At 61.2% G+C, this 17,112-nt stretch carries 18 protein-coding genes; 16 read left to right on the forward strand and 2 right to left on the reverse strand.

Annotated elements, in window-relative coordinates; all coding sequences use genetic code 11:
- Nucleotides 1-142: 142 nt before the first annotated feature.
- A complete protein-coding gene (locus tag ACW9IN_RS07105) occupies nt 143-946 on the forward strand; it encodes an IclR family transcriptional regulator (protein ID WP_457365209.1) in 804 nt (267 codons plus the stop codon).
- Between the two features lie 10 nt (nt 947-956).
- Here ACW9IN_RS07105 and ACW9IN_RS07110 read toward each other — a convergent pair whose 3' ends face one another.
- The gene (locus ACW9IN_RS07110) at nt 957-2,009 is read right to left on the reverse strand and encodes an NAD(P)-dependent alcohol dehydrogenase (protein WP_457365210.1); all 1,053 of its coding nucleotides are present in this window, start codon (nt 2,007-2,009) and stop codon (nt 957-959) included.
- A 180-nt stretch (nt 2,010-2,189) separates the two neighbouring features.
- On the opposite strand from ACW9IN_RS07110, the gene ACW9IN_RS07115 reads away from it, so the two are divergent.
- A complete protein-coding gene (locus tag ACW9IN_RS07115) occupies nt 2,190-3,080 on the forward strand; it encodes an AraC family transcriptional regulator N-terminal domain-containing protein (RefSeq protein ID WP_457365211.1) in 891 nt (296 codons plus the stop codon).
- Nucleotides 3,081-3,194: 114 nt separating this feature from the next.
- On the opposite strand, the gene ACW9IN_RS07120 is transcribed toward ACW9IN_RS07115, so the two are convergent.
- Complete coding sequence (locus tag ACW9IN_RS07120) at nt 3,195-4,859, reverse strand: electron transfer flavoprotein-ubiquinone oxidoreductase (RefSeq protein ID WP_457365212.1); 1,665 nt, start codon at nt 4,857-4,859, stop codon at nt 3,195-3,197.
- A 548-nt stretch (nt 4,860-5,407) separates the two neighbouring features.
- Between ACW9IN_RS07120 and ACW9IN_RS07125 the strand changes: the two genes are divergently transcribed.
- The 14 genes from ACW9IN_RS07125 to ACW9IN_RS07190 all read left to right on the forward strand — a co-directional run bounded on the left by ACW9IN_RS07125 (nt 5,408) and on the right by ACW9IN_RS07190 (nt 17,004).
- Nucleotides 5,408-6,157 (forward strand): electron transfer flavoprotein subunit beta/FixA family protein, encoded by a 750-nt coding sequence (locus tag ACW9IN_RS07125; protein ID WP_016973648.1) that lies wholly within the window; start codon nt 5,408-5,410, stop codon nt 6,155-6,157.
- A gap of 2 nt (nt 6,158-6,159) precedes the next feature.
- Nucleotides 6,160-7,089 (forward strand): electron transfer flavoprotein subunit alpha/FixB family protein, encoded by a 930-nt coding sequence (locus tag ACW9IN_RS07130; RefSeq protein WP_457365213.1) that lies wholly within the window; start codon nt 6,160-6,162, stop codon nt 7,087-7,089.
- A gap of 85 nt (nt 7,090-7,174) precedes the next feature.
- Nucleotides 7,175-7,990, forward strand: a complete 816-nt coding sequence (locus ACW9IN_RS07135; protein ID WP_457365214.1) for a substrate-binding periplasmic protein — start codon at nt 7,175-7,177, stop codon at nt 7,988-7,990.
- 9 nt (nt 7,991-7,999) lie between these two features.
- Nucleotides 8,000-8,362 carry a DUF4398 domain-containing protein gene (locus tag ACW9IN_RS07140; RefSeq protein WP_457365215.1) on the forward strand — a complete coding sequence of 121 codons (363 nt, stop codon included), beginning with the start codon at nt 8,000-8,002 and terminating at the stop codon, nt 8,360-8,362.
- Nucleotides 8,359-9,174 (forward strand): OmpA family protein, encoded by an 816-nt coding sequence (locus ACW9IN_RS07145; RefSeq protein ID WP_457365216.1) that lies wholly within the window; start codon nt 8,359-8,361, stop codon nt 9,172-9,174. Before ACW9IN_RS07140 ends, ACW9IN_RS07145 begins: the two co-directional genes overlap by 4 nt.
- Nucleotides 9,175-9,425: 251 nt before the next feature.
- Nucleotides 9,426-10,865, forward strand: a complete 1,440-nt coding sequence (locus ACW9IN_RS07150; protein WP_457365217.1) for an aminotransferase-like domain-containing protein — start codon at nt 9,426-9,428, stop codon at nt 10,863-10,865.
- A 104-nt stretch (nt 10,866-10,969) separates the two neighbouring features.
- Complete coding sequence (locus ACW9IN_RS07155) at nt 10,970-11,470, forward strand: translation initiation factor 2 (protein WP_457365218.1); 501 nt, start codon at nt 10,970-10,972, stop codon at nt 11,468-11,470.
- 162 nt (nt 11,471-11,632) lie between these two features.
- On the forward strand, nt 11,633-11,887 hold the full coding sequence (locus tag ACW9IN_RS07160; RefSeq protein ID WP_457365219.1) for a YkgJ family cysteine cluster protein: 255 nt from the start codon (nt 11,633-11,635) through the stop codon (nt 11,885-11,887).
- A gap of 41 nt (nt 11,888-11,928) precedes the next feature.
- Nucleotides 11,929-12,534 (forward strand): START domain-containing protein, encoded by a 606-nt coding sequence (locus ACW9IN_RS07165; protein WP_457365220.1) that lies wholly within the window; start codon nt 11,929-11,931, stop codon nt 12,532-12,534.
- 103 nt (nt 12,535-12,637) lie between these two features.
- Nucleotides 12,638-12,874 (forward strand): hypothetical protein, encoded by a 237-nt coding sequence (locus ACW9IN_RS07170; RefSeq protein WP_457365221.1) that lies wholly within the window; start codon nt 12,638-12,640, stop codon nt 12,872-12,874.
- Between the two features lie 213 nt (nt 12,875-13,087).
- On the forward strand, nt 13,088-13,429 hold the full coding sequence (locus ACW9IN_RS07175; RefSeq protein WP_457365222.1) for a ribonuclease E inhibitor RraB: 342 nt from the start codon (nt 13,088-13,090) through the stop codon (nt 13,427-13,429).
- Between the two features lie 410 nt (nt 13,430-13,839).
- On the forward strand, nt 13,840-15,249 hold the full coding sequence (locus ACW9IN_RS07180) for a circularly permuted type 2 ATP-grasp protein (RefSeq protein ID WP_457365223.1): 1,410 nt from the start codon (nt 13,840-13,842) through the stop codon (nt 15,247-15,249).
- 4 nt (nt 15,250-15,253) lie between these two features.
- A complete protein-coding gene (locus ACW9IN_RS07185; protein WP_457365224.1) occupies nt 15,254-16,204 on the forward strand; it encodes an alpha-E domain-containing protein in 951 nt (316 codons plus the stop codon).
- Nucleotides 16,201-17,004, forward strand: a complete 804-nt coding sequence (locus ACW9IN_RS07190; RefSeq protein ID WP_457365225.1) for a transglutaminase family protein — start codon at nt 16,201-16,203, stop codon at nt 17,002-17,004. The genes ACW9IN_RS07185 and ACW9IN_RS07190 overlap by 4 nt, the downstream gene beginning before the upstream one ends.
- Nucleotides 17,005-17,112 lie beyond the last annotated feature (108 nt).

Below are 17,112 nucleotides of genomic sequence, written 5' to 3' on the forward strand. Positions count from 1 at the left end.
TGTGGGAGCTGGCTTGCCTGCGATAACGGTGTGTCAGCCGGCAAATTTATTGGCTGATCCTCCCTCATCGCAGGCAAGCCAGCTCCCACATGAAGTTCTGCTTTTGCCATAATGCCCGCGCTTTCACACTTATAGGCCCGACATGCAGGAAAACGCCTCCACTCCCGCCAAAGACGCCGCCCCCACCGGCACCCAGACTCTGTTGCGCGGCCTGGGCGTGGTGCAGGCAGTGGCAGCCGGCGCGCGCGATTTGAAAGAGATCGCCAAGCGCATTGGCACCACCCGCAGCACCACCCACCGCCTGGCCAGTTGCCTGGTGGAAGAGCGCTACCTGCGCGTGGTGCCTCAGGTGGGTTATTTGTTGGGACCGAAATTGATCGAACTGGGTTTTCAGGCGCGCGAAGAGCTGCCGTTGGTGACCCTGGCGGTGCCGTACCTGGATGAGTTGTCGGCGCTGACTGGCGACACCATCCACCTGGCCATTCGTGAATACGACGACGTGCTGTACCTGCACAAGAACCCAGGCCGCAACGGCCCGGAAATGCGCTCGCGGGTCGGCCATCGCATGCCGCTGGCACGCACCGGCATCGGCAAGGCGTTGCTGCTCGATGACACGGCCCAGGAGTGGCAGCGCCTGTACGAAGTCAGCCTGCCGGTGGGTGGGAAAAACCTGCAATGGCCGCAGCACCCGGAACAGTCCTGGGCGCAGTTCGAGCAGCGCATGCGCGAATACGTGACGGGGGGCTATGCGTTCGACCTGGAAGACAACGAACCGTCGATCCGCTGTGTGGCGGCACCGGTGCGCGATGCCAGTCGGCGTATCGTCGCCGGCATCAGCATCGCCAGTACGGTGCCCTACATGCCGCTGGAGAAAATGGCCGAGCTGATCCCTGTGGTCAAACAGGTCGCAGCGCGGCTGTCAGCGGAGCTGGGCGCGAAGGGCTGATCGATCGCTGTCAGGCCTTCAGGGTCGCCATGTCGATGACAAAGCGGTACTTCACGTCGCCGGCAATCATGCGGGCGTAAGCCTCGTTGATCTGGCGGATGTCGAGCATCTCGATGTCGCAGGTGATGTTGTGCTCGGCGCAGAAATCCAGCACCTCCTGAGTTTCGGCGATACCGCCGATCAACGAACCCGCCAGCACCTTGCGCCCCAGCACCAGCTTGGCGGCGTTGACCGGTGGGTCCACCGGCTCGATCAAGCCCACCAGAATATGTACGCCATCAAAGCGCAGTACGTCGAGGTAGGGGTCGAGGTCGTGCTGCACGGGGATGGTGTCCAGCAGGAAGTCGAAATGGCCGGCGGCGGCTTTCATCTGCTCGGCATCGGTGGACACGATCACATGGTCGGCGCCCTGACGACGGCCTTCTTCGGCCTTGCTCGCGGAGCGGGTGAACAGCGTCACTTCGGCGCCCATGGCCTTGGCGAACTTGATGCCCATATGGCCCAGGCCGCCCATGCCGAGGATGCCGACCTTGTCGCCGGCCTTCACACCGTAGTGCTTGAGCGGCGAGTAGGTGGTGATGCCGGCGCACAGGATCGGCGCGGCGCTGGCCAGGTCGAGTCTGGCCGGAATCTTCACCACGAAATGCTCGCTGACCACGATGCTGTCGGAATAGCCGCCCATGGTGTTGCTGCCGTCTACCCGGTCGGGGGTGGCGTAGGTCATGGTCGGGCCTTCGAGGCAGTATTGCTCCAGATCCGATTGGCAGGCTTCACAGTGGCGGCACGAGTCGACCATGCAACCCACGCCGACCAGATCACCGACTTTGTGCGCACTGACGCTGGCGCCGATGGCCGTGACCTTGCCGACGATCTCGTGGCCCGGCATCAGCGGGTATACCGCGATGCCCCATTCGTTGCGCGCCTGGTGGATATCGGAGTGGCACACGCCGCAATACAGGATCTCGATGGCCACATCGTCGGCGCGCGGGCTGCGGCGTGCGAAGGACATGGGGGCGAGGGGAGTGGTGGCCGACTGGGCGGCATAACCGATGGCGGTGTACATGGCGAAACCTCGCAAAAGGACTGATTGGAAGGCGGCGCATTTTCCGCGCCGATCCCGGGTGCAGCCATGGCGATTGCTCCGAGTCTCATGCCTATTCGTCCGGGAGTGCCGGGTGTTTGGATCCAGCTGGCGCCAGACCTGCGATGATGGTGTCATCCCTTTTTCACGAAGTTTTTTGCCATGTTGTTGACCCGCCATCTCGATGCCAATGCGGCGCTGGTTGCCTTGATCGAAGGGCTTGCGCCTTGTGACGGTTTTTCTCCCACCCACCTGCCCGGCGTGCAGGTGCTGCGCGCCAGTTGCGATGTGGCGCGCGGCCCGCAGATCTATGAACCCAGCCTGATGATCGTCGCCCAAGGCAGCAAAGTGGCGTACCTGGGCCCGCGTACCCTGGAGTATGGCGCCGGGCATTACCTGATCCAGGCCATGCCGGTGCCATTCGAATGCGAGACCTTTGCCCTGCCGAACGCGCCATTGCTGGGTGTGACGGTCGGTATTGACCGCGTGGTGCTGGGCGAACTGGTCATGGCCATGGGAATTCAGGCCGGGCCACCGCCGGCGGCGCAGACATTGGAGTCGATGAGTTCGGTGGTGCTGGATGACGCGATGCGTGGCTGCGTCGAGCGCTTGCTGGAATGTTTGCATGATCCGCTGGAGAGTCGGATCCTAGGGCCCGCGCGGGTACGGGAATTATTGTTCACCGCGCTACGCGGACCACAGGCCGATGTGCTGCGTGCGTTGGTGGAGCAACAGGGGCAATTTTCGCGGATCGCCACCTCGCTGAATCACCTGCATGCCCATTACGCCGAACCCCTGAACATCGAGACCCTGGCCGGGTATGCGCATATGAGTGCGTCGACCTTTCACGAGCACTTCAAGCGCTGCACGCTGTTGTCGCCGGTGCAGTACCTCAAGCGTCTGCGCCTGCTCAAGGCCCAGCAATTGTTGCTGGTGGACGGCCTGGGGGTGGCGCAGGCGGCGCACAGTGTGGGGTATCAGAGCACGTCGCAGTTCAGCCGTGAGTACAAACGCTATTTCGAACGCAGCCCGGGTGAAGAGCGGGCTGCCTAGGTCTTGTTGGTCTAACGGTCAATGTGGGAGCTGGCAAGCCAGCTCCCACATTGATGTGTGGTGACCATGAAAAAGGCTCCCGGTTGGGAGCCTTTTTTTGTTCAAGCAGCGCGCTTACATATTCGGGTAAGTCGGCCCGCCCGCGCCTTCCGGCGTGACCCAGGTGATGTTCTGCGAAGGGTCCTTGATGTCACAGGTCTTGCAGTGCACGCAGTTCTGGGCGTTGATCTGGAAGCGTTTTTCGCCGTCTTCCTGGGTGATCACTTCATACACGCCGGCCGGGCAGTAGCGTTGCGCCGGTTCATCGTAGAGCGGCAGGTTGGCGCCGATCGGGATGCTCGGGTCTTTGAGTTTCAGGTGGCAGGGTTGTTCTTCTTCATGGTTGGTACCGGAGATGAACACCGAGCTCAGCTTGTCGAAGCTCAGCTTGCCGTCGGGTTTGGGGTAGTCGATCTTCTGGCTGTCCTTGGCCAGCTTGAGGCAGGCGTAGTCCGGCTTGGTGTCGTGCAGGGTGAACGGCATCTTGCCGCCCAGGATGTTTTGGTCGAACCAGTTGAAGCCGGCACCGATGATCGGGCCGAACTTGTGCATCGCCGGGCCGAAGTTGCGGGTGGCGAACAGTTCTTCGTACAGCCAGCTGGACTTGAAGCTGTCGACGTAAGCGGTCAGTTCATCACCGCCTTCGGACTCGGCGAACAGGCGATCGGCCACGGCGTCGGCGGCGAGCATGCCGGACTTCATGGCGGTGTGGCTGCCTTTGATCTTGGCGAAGTTCAGGGTGCCGAGGTCGCAACCGATCAGTGCGCCGCCCTTGAACACCATCTTCGGCAACGAGTTCAGGCCGCCTTTGCAGATGGCACGGGCGCCGTAGCTGATGCGTTTGCCGCCTTCCAGGTATTGGGCGAGTACCGGGTGGTGTTTGAGGCGCTGGAACTCATCGAACGGCGACAGGAAGGCGTTGCTGTAGGACAGGTCGACGATCAGGCCGACGACCACCTGGTTGTTTTCCAGGTGATAGAGGAACGAACCGCCGGTGTTTTCGGCGCTCATGATGTCCAGCGGCCAACCGGCGGTGTGCACCACCAGGCCTGGCTGGTGCTTGGCCGGGTCGATTTCCCAGATTTCCTTGAGGCCGATGCCGTAATGCTGAGCGTCGGCGTCGCTGTCCAGATTGAAGCGCTGGATCAGCTGCTTGCCGATGTGGCCACGGCAGCCTTCGGCGAACAGTGTGTACTTGCCACGCAATTCCATGCCTGGGGTGTAAAGGCCTTCTTTCGGGTTGCCTTCGCGGTCGACGCCGAGGTCGCCGGTGATGATCCCGCGCACCACGCCGTTCTCGTCGAACAGCGCTTCCTGGGCGGCGAAGCCTGGGTAGATTTCCACGCCCAGGTTCTCGGCCTGCTGAGCCAGCCAGCGGCACAGGTTGCCCAGGGAAATGATGTAGTTGCCTTCGTTGTGCATGGTCTTGGGCACAAAGAAGCCGGGTACCTTGGTGGAGGCTTCGGGGCTGCGCAATACATAGATGTCATCGCGTACCACCGGCGTGTTGAGCGGGGCGCCGAGTTCTTTCCAGTCCGGGAACAGTTCGTTCAGGGCGCGGGGTTCGAACACCGCACCGGAGAGGATATGCGCGCCCACTTCGGAGCCTTTCTCGACCACGCAGACGCTGATTTCCTTACCGGCTTCGGCGGCCTTCTGCTTCAGGCGGCAGGCGGCAGACAGACCTGCCGGACCAGCGCCGACGATGACCACGTCGAATTCCATGTATTCGCGTTCCACAGGCTATCTCCTACTCAAGGCTCAACAGGTTTTTTTTTCTAATGGGGGTGGAGGTTCGGTGTCGTGTCTGTCATCGCTGCGCACGAACGGCAAGGGATGACCCACCTGTCTCTCTAGGTGGCGGAGTATATCTACACCACTCTCAGGGGCCAATACAAACGTTTGTTTGAATTGTTGGAGCGCTAGCAGAATCAAAACAACGCCGCGTGTGAGTGACCCTTTTGCTGTGTTGACCAGAAATGGCGTTCCGGTCAATATACGGTCGGTTTTGCGAATACCGTAAGCAAACGGCAGGTTTCAGGCGTACGTCCAAAGGCAGGGCAGGGGCAGGGCAGGGGCAAGACAGGTGAAGCGCGGGCGAGTGAATTCGCGCAGTTTACACGCCGTGAGCGGGCATGACCTTAGGGTCACCACTGACGAACGGTCATCACTTTCCCATTGCTGATTCACATGCCGCGGTTTTTGGAGGTGCCCTTGTGTGCCGACGAGCATCAACCGCCAGGTTCGCCTAGGCGACTTTCTTTTCACCGGAGAGTAACGAGGAATCCATGAAGGTTCTTGTAGCTGTCAAACGCGTTGTCGATTACAACGTGAAAGTTCGCGTCAAGGCGGACAATTCCGGCGTCGACCTTGCCAACGTCAAAATGTCGATGAACCCGTTCTGCGAAATCGCCGTGGAAGAAGCCGTCCGCCTGAAAGAGAAAGGCGTGGCGACTGAAATCGTGGTGGTTTCCATCGGCCCGACCACTGCTCAAGAGCAGTTGCGCACCGCCCTGGCACTGGGCGCCGACCGCGCCATCCTGGTCGAGTCCGCTGAAGAGCTGACCTCCCTGGCCGTGGCCAAGCTGCTCAAAGCCGTTGTCGACAAGGAACAGCCGCAGCTGGTGATCCTCGGCAAGCAGGCCATCGACAGCGACAACAACCAGACTGGCCAGATGCTGGCTGCCCTGACCGGTTACGGCCAAGGCACCTTCGCGTCCAAAGTCGAAGTGAGCGGCGACAGCGTGGCGGTGACCCGTGAAATCGACGGCGGCGCACAGACCGTTTCGTTGAAACTGCCGGCCATCGTCACCACCGACCTGCGTTTGAACGAGCCGCGCTATGCGTCCCTGCCAAACATCATGAAAGCCAAGAAGAAGCCGCTTGAGTCGGTCACTCCGGACGCTTTGGGCGTTTCCACCGCCTCCACCAACAAGACCGTCAAGGTTGAAGCACCGGCTGCACGCAGCGCGGGCATCAAGGTCAAGTCGGTTGCAGAACTGGTCGAGAAACTGAAAAACGAAGCGAAGGTGATCTGACCATGACTATCCTGGTAATCGCTGAACACGACAACAAGGTCGTGGCCCCGGCCACCCTGAACACTGTGGCGGCCGCCGCTAAAATCGGTGGCGACATTCACGTACTGGTCGCCGGTCAAGGCGCGGGCGCCGTGGCTGAAGCGGCTGCGAAAATCGCTGGCGTGAGCAAAGTACTGCTGGCCGACAACGCCGCCTATGCGCACCAGTTGCCGGAAAACGTTGCACCGCTGGCTGCCGAACTGGGCAAGGCCTACAGCCACGTCCTGGCCGCCGCCACGTCCAACGGCAAAAACATCCTGCCACGCGTTGCCGCGCAGCTGGACGTTGACCAGATCTCCGAGATCATCTCGGTCGAAAGCGCCGACACCTTCAAGCGCCCGATCTACGCTGGTAACGCCATTGCCACCGTGCAATCGAGCGCTGCTATCAAAGTGATCACCGTACGTGCCACCGGTTTCGACCCGGTCGCTGCCGAAGGCGGTTCGGCTGCCGTTGAAGCTGTGGCGGCTGCCCACGACGCGGGCACGTCGAGCTTTGTTGGCGAAGAACTGGCCAAGTCGGACCGTCCTGAGCTGACCGCTGCCAAGATCGTCGTTTCCGGCGGCCGTGGCATGCAGAACGGTGATAACTTCAAACACCTGTACGCCCTGGCCGACAAGCTGGGCGCTGCGGTCGGCGCTTCCCGCGCGGCCGTCGACGCAGGTTTCGTACCCAACGACATGCAGGTCGGCCAGACCGGCAAGATCGTCGCGCCACAGCTGTACATCGCCGTCGGTATCTCCGGCGCGATCCAGCACCTGGCCGGCATGAAAGACTCCAAAGTGATCGTTGCGATCAACAAGGACGAAGAAGCGCCGATCTTCCAGGTGGCCGATTACGGCCTGGTGGCGGACTTGTTCGAAGCCGTACCTGAGCTGGAGAAGCTGGTCTAATCCAGCCGCTTCACTTATAAAGAGCCCGGTCCTTGTGACCGGGCTTTTTTTTGCCGCGCCTTTTTGAACACCGGAGAACTTCGCCATGGAATTGCGCCCCTGGGCCGTACTGCTGGGCTTCACGCTGCTGCCAGGATTGTCGCTGGCCGCCGGCAAATGCGACCGCCTGGTGATCACCGGCAGCCCGGATGCGCCGCCGTTGCTGTGGCGCGACCCGCAAGACCCTACGCACCTGATCGGTGCCACTGCCGATGTGTTGCAGAGCGTAGCCAAGGACCTCGGTCTGAAAATCGACCTGCTCTATGGCGGCAAACGCTCCCTGGCGCTGGACGAAGTGCGCAGCGGGCGTATGGACATCCTCGCCGACGCACCGCTGAACCTGGGTGAGCTGGAAAACCTCGACTATATCCACCCGGCGCTGGTGCAGATCGACTACCTGGTATGGACACGCAAGGACTCGGCACTGGCCTACCATACGGCCGCCGACTTGCAAGGCCATAAGGGCGCGGTATCGGAACGGGCGCGTTTAAGCGCCGCTTTCGAGACCTTGGCCACCCAGCAACTCACCCTGCAAAAGCTGCCGAACCTGACGCCGGCGTTCCAGAAACTGCTGCTGGGCGAGGTGGACTACGTGCTCGCCGGGCGTTATTCCGGCATGGCCATGGCCCAGTCGCTGGGCATGAGCAATGACCTGGTCGCGCGGGACATTCCCATTGATCAACCCGGTCTGTACCTGGCGATTTCCCATAACTCGGCCTGCAATGATCCGTGGCTGCGCGGACAGTTGGCCAAAAAGATGACAGAATTGCCCGGGTCCGGTGTGGCGCAAGCTGCATTGCAGAGCAACCTCGAGCGTTGGAAAGCGCAGTTGCAGCAACCCGTCGGCACCCCAACAAAGTAGGGATTTTCAGTGACGCTTCGACCTCTTTTCGCGGCCCTCGCCGTTGTAACGCTGGCGGGATGTGCAGCCGATCCTGCGCCGAATGAACAAATACGCCTCACCCAGCAAGCCCTGGACCAAGCCAGCGCGGTGGGCGCCAGTGCCGATGAGTCCCCTGAACTGAAACTGGCCGAAGACAAGTTCACCCGCGCCAGGGCCGACATGGCCAGGCAGTCCTACAAGGACGCGCGCATGCAGGCCGAACAGGCCGAGCTGGACGCGCGCCTGGCCGAGGCACAAGTACTGACCCACAAGAGTCAGGAGCAGTTGAACGTACTCAATACCCGTATCACGCGCCTGCGCAAGCAACTGCAATTGGGAGAAGCCCAATGAGCCCGTTGATCCGCAGCGTGAGTACCGCGTTGCTGCTGGGCAGCGCTGTATTGGGCGGTTGCGCCAGCCATCCGAACAGTGAGCAGGCGTTGCAGCAGGCCGGTAACGACTTCCAGAAGGTCAAGGAAGACGCCAATGTGCTGCGCTTTGCGCCTAAGGATGTGATCCGTGCCGGCGAGTCGCTGGCCCGTGCCGATCGTCTGTCCAGCTACTGGGGCAGCGGTGCCGATGTGGCGCATTACGCCTACCTCAGCCAGCGCTACAGTGCTATCGCGCGGGAACACACCGAGCAGGCACTGAATGCCGAGCGCGCTACCAAGCTCGAACTGGAGCGCCAGCGCTTGCAACTGGCCCTGCGGGAAAACAAGCTGAGCAGCGTGCAGCAGCAGGGCAAGTGGCTCGAAGAGCAGATCGCCAGCCTGGCCACCACCCAGACCGACCGTGGCCTAGTCATGACCCTGGGCGATGTGTTGTTCGACACTGGCGAGGCGGAGCTGAAAAACTCGGCCAACCGCACGGTCTTGAAAGTCGTGCAGTTCCTGCAACTGAACCCCAAGCGGGTGGTGCGCATCGAGGGCTACACCGATAGCACCGGTGGCGAGCAGGAAAACCTCAAGCTGTCCCGCGACCGCGCGCAGTCGGTGGCTGATGTGCTGGTGGACCTGGGCATTGACGAAAAACGCATCCAGGTCGAAGGCTACGGCGACCAGTATCCGGTGGAGGCCAACGCGTCCGAGCGGGGCCGCGCGCAGAACCGTCGTGTGGAAATTGTGTTCTCGGATGAGAAAGGTCAATTGGGCGCCGCTCGCTAGACGCCTGACACCGATCAAACTGTGGGAGCGGGCTTGCCCGCGAAGGTGGTGTATCAGTCGGTATTTCAGTGGCTGACACACCGCCTTCGCGGGCAAGCCCGCTCCCACATCTGCTTGGTGCAGACCCTTACAGTTTTTACTGTCACTCCAACGCGCGCTCGACTATTGTGGCAACTGTCCCCGTACACTTCTAAACTGTGCCGGTATGTTTCACACAAAAATAAAATACCCGTGAAATCGAGTGCTGCGTCATGACCAATCTGTTGCTTTACCAGCGTATTGCCCAGCAACTGGCTGAGGATATCCGGCGCGGTGTCTATCAACCGGGCGAGCGCGTGCCGTCGGTGCGCAAGATGAGCTCCCAGCTCAACGTGAGCCATGCCACGGTGTTGCAGGCCTACGCCAATCTGGAAGACCAGGGGTTGATCCGCGCGCGGCCGCAGTCCGGGTACTACGTGCACCAGACCCCCGCGCTCACGGCGCCGACGCCGGACATCGCGCGGGTCGAACGCCCCGGTTTGGTCACCCGCAGCAGCATCATTCAGCAGGTATTGGTGGAGTCGCGCCGCGAGGGCGTGTTCCCGTTGGGCGCAGCCGTGCCCAGTGTCGATTACCTGCCGGTGCGGGCGTTGCACCAGCAACTGGCCAAAGTGACTCGATTCCAGAGCCCCCGGGCCTTCAGCTACATGTTCAGCCCCGGTTTCGAACCGCTGCGGCGCCAGGTGGCGATCCGCATGCGCGATGCCGGCGTAGTGGTGGACCCCTCCGAAGTGGTGATCACCCACGGTTGCGTTGACGCACTGCAGATGTCCCTGCGAGTACTGACCCGCCCCGGTGATCTGATCGCCGCCGAATCACCGACCTACTACGGCCTGCTGCAACTGGCCGATCTGCTGGGCCTCAAGGTCATCGAGATTCCCAGCGATCCGGCCACCGGCATGAGCCTGGAAGCGCTGCAACTGGCGGCCAACCAGTGGTCGATCAAGGCGCTGGTGCTGACCACGCGTCTGAGTAACCCGCTGGGCGGTACCATGCCCGAGGAACGGCAGAAACAGTTGCTGCGTCTGGCCTCGGATTTCGATATCCAGATCGTCGAGGATGATATCTACGGCGAACTGATGTTCGAGCTGGGCCGCACCAAAGCCCTGAAAGCCTACGACCGCCTGGACCGGGTCATTTACTGTTCGAGCTTTTCCAAGACGCTGTCCCCCGGGGTACGCATCGGCTGGATGATTGCCGGCAAGTACCAGCAGGAGATCCAGCGGTTGCAGATGTTCAGCACCCATTCGGCGTGCAGCGTTACCCAGATGGGCGTGGCAGCCTACCTGGAAAATGGCGGCTATGACCGGCACTTGCGCTACATCCGCCAGGAATACCGCAAGAACCTCAACGCCTTTCAGCTGGCGGTGCAGCAGTATTTTCCCGAAGGCACCCAGATGACCCGTCCGAGCGGCGGTTTTATCCTGTGGGTCAGTTTGCCGGGTCGGGTCAATACCCAGGAACTGCATGTGCGTGCCTTGCAGCAGGGCATCAGCATCGCACCAGGGTTGATCTTCAGTAATACGGAACAGTTCAACCACTGTATTCGCCTCAATTGCGGCACTCCGTGGAACCGTGAGGCCGAGCGCGCGCTGATGACTCTGGGCATGTTGGCCAACCAGTTGTGCCAGGAAACCGCAGCCGGTTTTTGAGCCCGTGATTGGGGACAGGGCCGATGGCTGGCTGATCACCACGCTTGTCATGCCGCGCGCAACAAGCGAGCATATGGCCCTCTGCCGTTAATGCTGTTGGCGATATGACATCAATTTTTCGTGCTGCTTTGGTGATTGGACTGTTAAGCCTGTGCAACGTCAGCACACTGCTGGCGGCCACCCCCGTGACCCAAAGCCAGCCGCAGCCTGCCGCCAGCAGTCAGCAAAAGAAGGCCCCCGCGAAGACGCCGACCCCGGCCAAAAAAGCCCCGGTGGCCAAGAAGAAAGCCGCCACGGTAAAAAAGCGCGCACCGATCGCGAGCAAGTCCAAGTCGGCCCACGAAGTGGCACAAACCCCATTGCCACCGGCACAGTTGGACTTGTCGCTCCCCTCCGACATGGTGAGGCATTTGCAGCCCATCGGTACCATGCCCAAGCCCAAAAGCGTGCCCTTGTTGCCGCCGATGTTTGGCGACAAACCCACGGACAACAGTGCGTTCCAGATCAACGGTCGGCTGCTCAGCAATGAAATGAAGCTGCAATTGCGCAACGAAGAACGGCGCGATGTGGAAGGCGCGGCGCTGGATTTCGAATTCAAGCAGTAAATTTCTTCAAGGCGGGTGACCCTGACGCCTGACCATCTGTCGCAGACTGGTCAGTCACTTTTGTTTTGTGCGAAAAACCCCTGTTAGGCCATTTTAAAACGCATGTTTAAGGGCGTACTCTAGCCCGGCCATCCACATTGAGCCCTCGAGGAACCGCTGTTCATGAATTGCCGTGAAGGTTGTGGCGCTTGCTGCATCGCCCCCTCCATCAGTTCGCCCATTCCGGGAATGCCCAACGGCAAACCGGCCGGCGAGCGCTGCCTGCACCTCTCGGTCGAACAGCTATGCCTGCTGTTCGGCCAGCCAGAGCGCCCGGCGGTGTGCGGCAATTTCAAGGCGGACATCGAGGTCTGCGGCACCGACCAGGCGGACGCGATCAGGTTGATCGGCTGGTGGGAGCAGATGACTGCGGCTTGATGGGCTTTACTATCGGAACTTCAACAATAAGGAATACAACAATGGGTTCGCTGAAACGAATGGCTGTGTTGTGCGGTTTTACGGTGTTGTTCGCTGCCACTGCCCAGGCTGAGGATTGGCAAGTCGCCAAGGATGAAGACGGTATCAAGGTATCCCTGAGCGAAATTGCCGGCTCCAAGTACAAGGCGTATCGCGGCGTCACCACGATCAAGGCGCCGGTCGCCAAGATTCAGGCCCTGCAGGAAGACGTAGCGGGTGCCTGCAAATGGATTCACGAGTGCAAATCCCAGAAGCTGGTCGACAAGAAAGGTGACGAGAGCTGGACCTACACCCAATTCAAGGCTCCGTTCCCGGTAACGGACCGTGACTCCTACCTGCATATCACCACCACCAAGGCCGCCGATGGCAGCCTGACCCGCAAACTGGAAGGCGTGCCCACCTACAAGCCTGAAGAGAAAGGGTACGTCCGGGTGGCGCAGGTGGATGGCTTCTGGAAGCTGGTGCCCAAGGGCGACAACCTCACCGAAGTGACCTACCAGGTGCACACCGAGCCAGGTGGCAGCGTGCCTTCCTGGTTGGCCAACAAGTTCGTGGTGGACGCGCCGTTCAACACCTTGAAGGCCCTCAAGGAACACGCCGAGAAGTAAGCGCAGCCGATCCGGTGCCTCCGGCCTTGGGGGGAACGTTTGACGAACCCTCAAGGTCCAGATGAATGTGAGCCCACACATGGGCTTTATCGAGGAGGCACTGATGCAAAATTGGGACATTACCTTCGTTGATGATCACGGTGTAAAGGCCGTGCAGCAGTTCACCTGCGAACAAAAGCCCAGCCTCGAAGACGCTGCGCATATGGTTCGCGCCAGGATGGTGCCTGTGGCCGCCGAGCTGGACCTCAATGACCTCGAAGGCCGCAAACCCGAGCCGACGGTCAAGATCCTCAAGGATCAGAACAGCATTCAAATCCTCGACATTTCCCCCTCCGTCTGAACATTCGCTGTACGCCCTGCAAGGCCCTCTGGTGGAGGTGATAGCTTCGCGCTACTCTGCAAGGGAGATCAGCGAATGAATCGCTAAGGTCTGGTCTTGTCAGCTCCATGCTTGTTTTCCAGCGGTGTAGTCATTGCCGTAGTCCCCGTGCCAGTAGGGCGCGGGCTTCGGGAAGCACGGAAAGTCTATCCATCGGTTTGAGGAGGACGTTTCATGAGCACAGCCTATCAAGAAGACATCAGCACCCACGTTCTGCGCCGCATGAAAGAGGGCGGCTTCGACTTCTCACGTTTCCACCCCATCGAGTTCTACGCCATTTTCCCGGATGAGGAGCGCGCGCGCAGGGCTGCGGGTCGTTTTCGTGGGGAATCCCTGAATGCCCAGGTCAGCGCGCGCGACGATGGCGCCTGGTACCTGGAACTGAGCAAAATCATGTCTGCCACCTACGACGGCATAGGAGACTTCGAGCAAGACTTTGAAGCGGTGGTCGAGCCACTGGGCGGGATCATCGAGGGCTGGGGCGTCAAGCAGGAGGTGCGCGGGCGACCCATGTAGTGGCACACGCAACACAGCACAGCGGCTGACCCTTGGGTCGGCCGTTTTTGTGTGCGTCGCACAATAAATATTCGGAACTTGCAGGCAGTTTTTCGGCACCAAAAAAAAGGCCACCCAAGAAGAGTGGCCTAACGGGAAGAGCGGAGCGCTGAAGATGTAGGACGTGTCCTGTTCAGCAGATGGTGGCGATTATCCGCAAGCAATGCCGGGCAGTGAAATCAACTCTGACTATGCTGTCGATAGTCAAAACCCGCATTGTGATGAAGCGTGCGGCCAGACGCCGGGCACTGCGCGCACCAGGACGGTGCGATAAGGTTCGGGTATTTATTCAACTCACTGATTTTTAAGTGTTTATGCCGCTGGCACGGGCCTTGCGATGGTTCTTGCGTCCGCGTGACAAGGAGTACGGCATGATCCGCACTTATTACGACGAAATGTACGATGGGGCAGGGCAGGTGCGTCCCCATTACCGGGAATTCGCCCGCTGGTTGGCTGAAACCCCTCCCGAACTGCTGGCCCAGCGTCGGCGCGAAGCCGATTTGCTGTTCCACCGCGCCGGAATCACCTTCACGCTCTACGGCGACGAGCAGGGCACCGAGCGCCTGATTCCCTTCGACACCATCCCGCGCAGCATCCCCGCCAGAGAATGGCGGGTGGTCGAGCGCGGCTGCATTCAACGGGTCAAGGCGCTGAACCTGTTTCTCGCCGACCTGTATCACGAACAACGCATCATCAAGGCCGGGATCATTCCCGCCGAACAGGTACTGGCCAACGAGCAGTACCAGCTGGCGATGCAAGGCCTGGACCTGCACCGAGACCTGTACGCTCACATCGCCGGGGTCGACCTGGTCCGCGATGCCGACGGCACTTACTACGTGCTTGAAGACAACCTGCGGACTCCCAGCGGCGTCAGCTACATGCTCGAAGACCGCAAGATGATGATGCGCCTGTTCCCCGAACTGTTCGCCGCCCAGCGCATTGCGCCCATTGACCATTACCCCAACCTGTTGCTCGACACCCTGAAAAGCGCCAGCCCCCTGGACAACCCCAGCGTGGTGGTACTGACCCCTGGGCGTTTCAACAGCGCGTTTTTCGAGCATGCGTTTCTGGCCCGGGAGATGGGCGTGGAACTGGTGGAGGGCGCCGACCTGTTCGTGCGCGACGACCGCGTGTTCATGCGCACCACTGACGGTCCCAAGGCCGTGGACGTGATCTACCGCCGCCTCGACGATGCCTTCCTCGACCCGCTGGCCTTCAACCCCGCCTCCATGCTCGGCGTGCCGGGCCTGCTCGCGGCCTATCGCTCGGGTCATGTGGTGCTGGCCAATGCCATCGGCACCGGGGTGGCGGACGACAAGTCGGTGTATCCCTTCGTCACCGAGATGATCCGTTTCTACCTGGACGAGGAGCCGATTCTGAAGAATGTTCCGACGTTCCAGTGTCGCAAGCCCGACGAACTGTCCCACGTGCTGGCCAACCTGCCGGAGCTGGTGGTGAAGGAAACCCAGGGCTCCGGCGGCTACGGCATGTTGGTGGGGCCCGCTTCCACCGCTGCCGAAATCGACGATTTCCGTCAGCGCATCAAGGCACGCCCCCACGCTTATATCGCCCAGCCGACTCTGTGCTTGTCCACCTGCCCGACCTTTGTCGACAACGGCATCGCCCCGCGACACATCGACCTGCGGCCATTCGTGCTATCGGGCAAGGACACCCGCGTGGTGCCTGGCGGCCTCACCCGCGTGGCGTTGCGCGAAGGCTCGCTGGTGGTCAACTCGTCCCAGGGCGGCGGCACCAAAGACACCTGGGTGGTGGAGGACTGATGCCATGTTGAGTCGAACTGCTTCGGACCTGTACTGGATGTCACGCTACCTGGAGCGTGCGGAAAACCTCGCGCGCATGCTGGAGGTGAGCTATTCGCTGTCACTGATGCCGCAGAACGGCCACGGTGACGGCTTGCATGAATTGGCCATGCCGCTGCTGATCACCGGCACCCTGGAGGATTATCGCGAGCGCCACGGTGACCTGCATGCAGAGCACTTGCTGCACTTCTTCGCGCTGGATGCGGCCAACCCCGCCAGCATCTACAGCTGCCTCGGTGCTGCGCGGGCCAGTGCCCATGCGGTGCGTGGGCGAATTACCGCCGACATGTGGGAAAACATCAACGCGACCTGGCTGGATATTCGCGAGATCGCCCAGCAAGGTCTCAGCCGCTACGGCATGAGCCGGTTCTGCGAGAGGGTCAGGGAGCGCTCGCACCTGTTTCGCGGCGCCACCTACGGCACCATCATGCGCAACGACGCGTTCCGCTTCATCCGCCTGGGAACCTTTATCGAGCGGGCCGACAACACCCTGCGTCTGCTGGATGCGCGCTATGAAATGGCTGGCGATCGCGCCGACACCGTCACTGACGGCACCGCCCACGCGTACTATCAATGGAGTGCGTTGTTGCGGGCCTTGTCGTCGTTCGAGGCTTACACCGAGATCTACCGCGATGCCCCGGGTGCCCGGCAAGTCGCGGAACTGTTGCTGTTGCGCGCCGACGTACCGCGTTCGCTGCGCGCTTGCAGCGAAGAGATCGACCAGATTCTCGCCAGCCTGCCCGGCCTCAACGGTCGACCGGCCCAGCGCCTGGCCGCCGAGATGGACGCGCGCCTGCGCTTTACCGCCATCGACGAAATCCTCGAGGAAGGCCTGCACGCCTGGTTGACCGATTTCATCCCGCAGGTCCGCCAACTGGGCGACGCCATCTACAGTGCTTACCTGGAGGCTGCATGAGACTCTCCATCACCCACGAAACCACCTACCACTACGAAGATCAGGTGCGCGCCAGCATTCAGTATCTGCGCCTGACGCCCCATGACAGCGAGCGCCAGCAAGTGCTCAGTTGGCAGTTGGATCTGCCGCGTCCGGTGCGCGCGCAAGTGGACCCGTTCGGCAACATCCTGCACGTGTTGACCCTGGATGAACCCCACGATGCGATCATCATTGGCGCCCGTGGCCAGGTGGATATCGACGCGTCGCGCGAGGCTGAATACGAGACTCAATCGGCGTTTCCGTTTCTGCGCAATACGCGCCTGACCGAGCCCGATGAAGCGCTACGCCGTTTTGCCGAACAGCACTGTCATCCACGTCGCGACCGCACGGCCTTGATCGACTTGATGCACGCGCTCAACCAGGCGATGGTCTACACGCCCGGCGCCACCGAAGTCGACACGTGCGCTGCCGAAGCGTTTGCGGGCCGGGCCGGCGTGTGCCAGGACCACACACATGCGTTTCTGGCTTGCGCGCGCAGCCTGGGGATTCCGGCGCGGTACGTGTCGGGGTATTTGTACTCGGAAGACAGCAGCCATCTGGCCAGTCATGCCTGGGCAGAAGCCTGGCTGGAGGGCGCCTGGTACAGCTTTGACGTGACCAACCAGTTGGCCAGGCCGGAGCGGCACCTGAAGCTCGCCGTGGGCCTGGACTACCTCGATGCCTGCCCTGTGCGTGGCATGCGCCGTGGCGGCGGGCATGAACAGATGCATGCCAAGGTCTTCGTCGCGCCGACACCAGTGATCTCGGTGCAGCAACAGTAAACCCTGTAGTGACCGATCGTTCCCACGCTCCGCGTGGGAATGCCGCCCTGGACGCTCCGCGTCCGCTGTTGAAGTCGTGACGCGGAGCGTCACAGGATGCGTTTCCAC

It is taken from the genome of Pseudomonas sp. SDO5271_S396 (assembly GCF_054071795.1).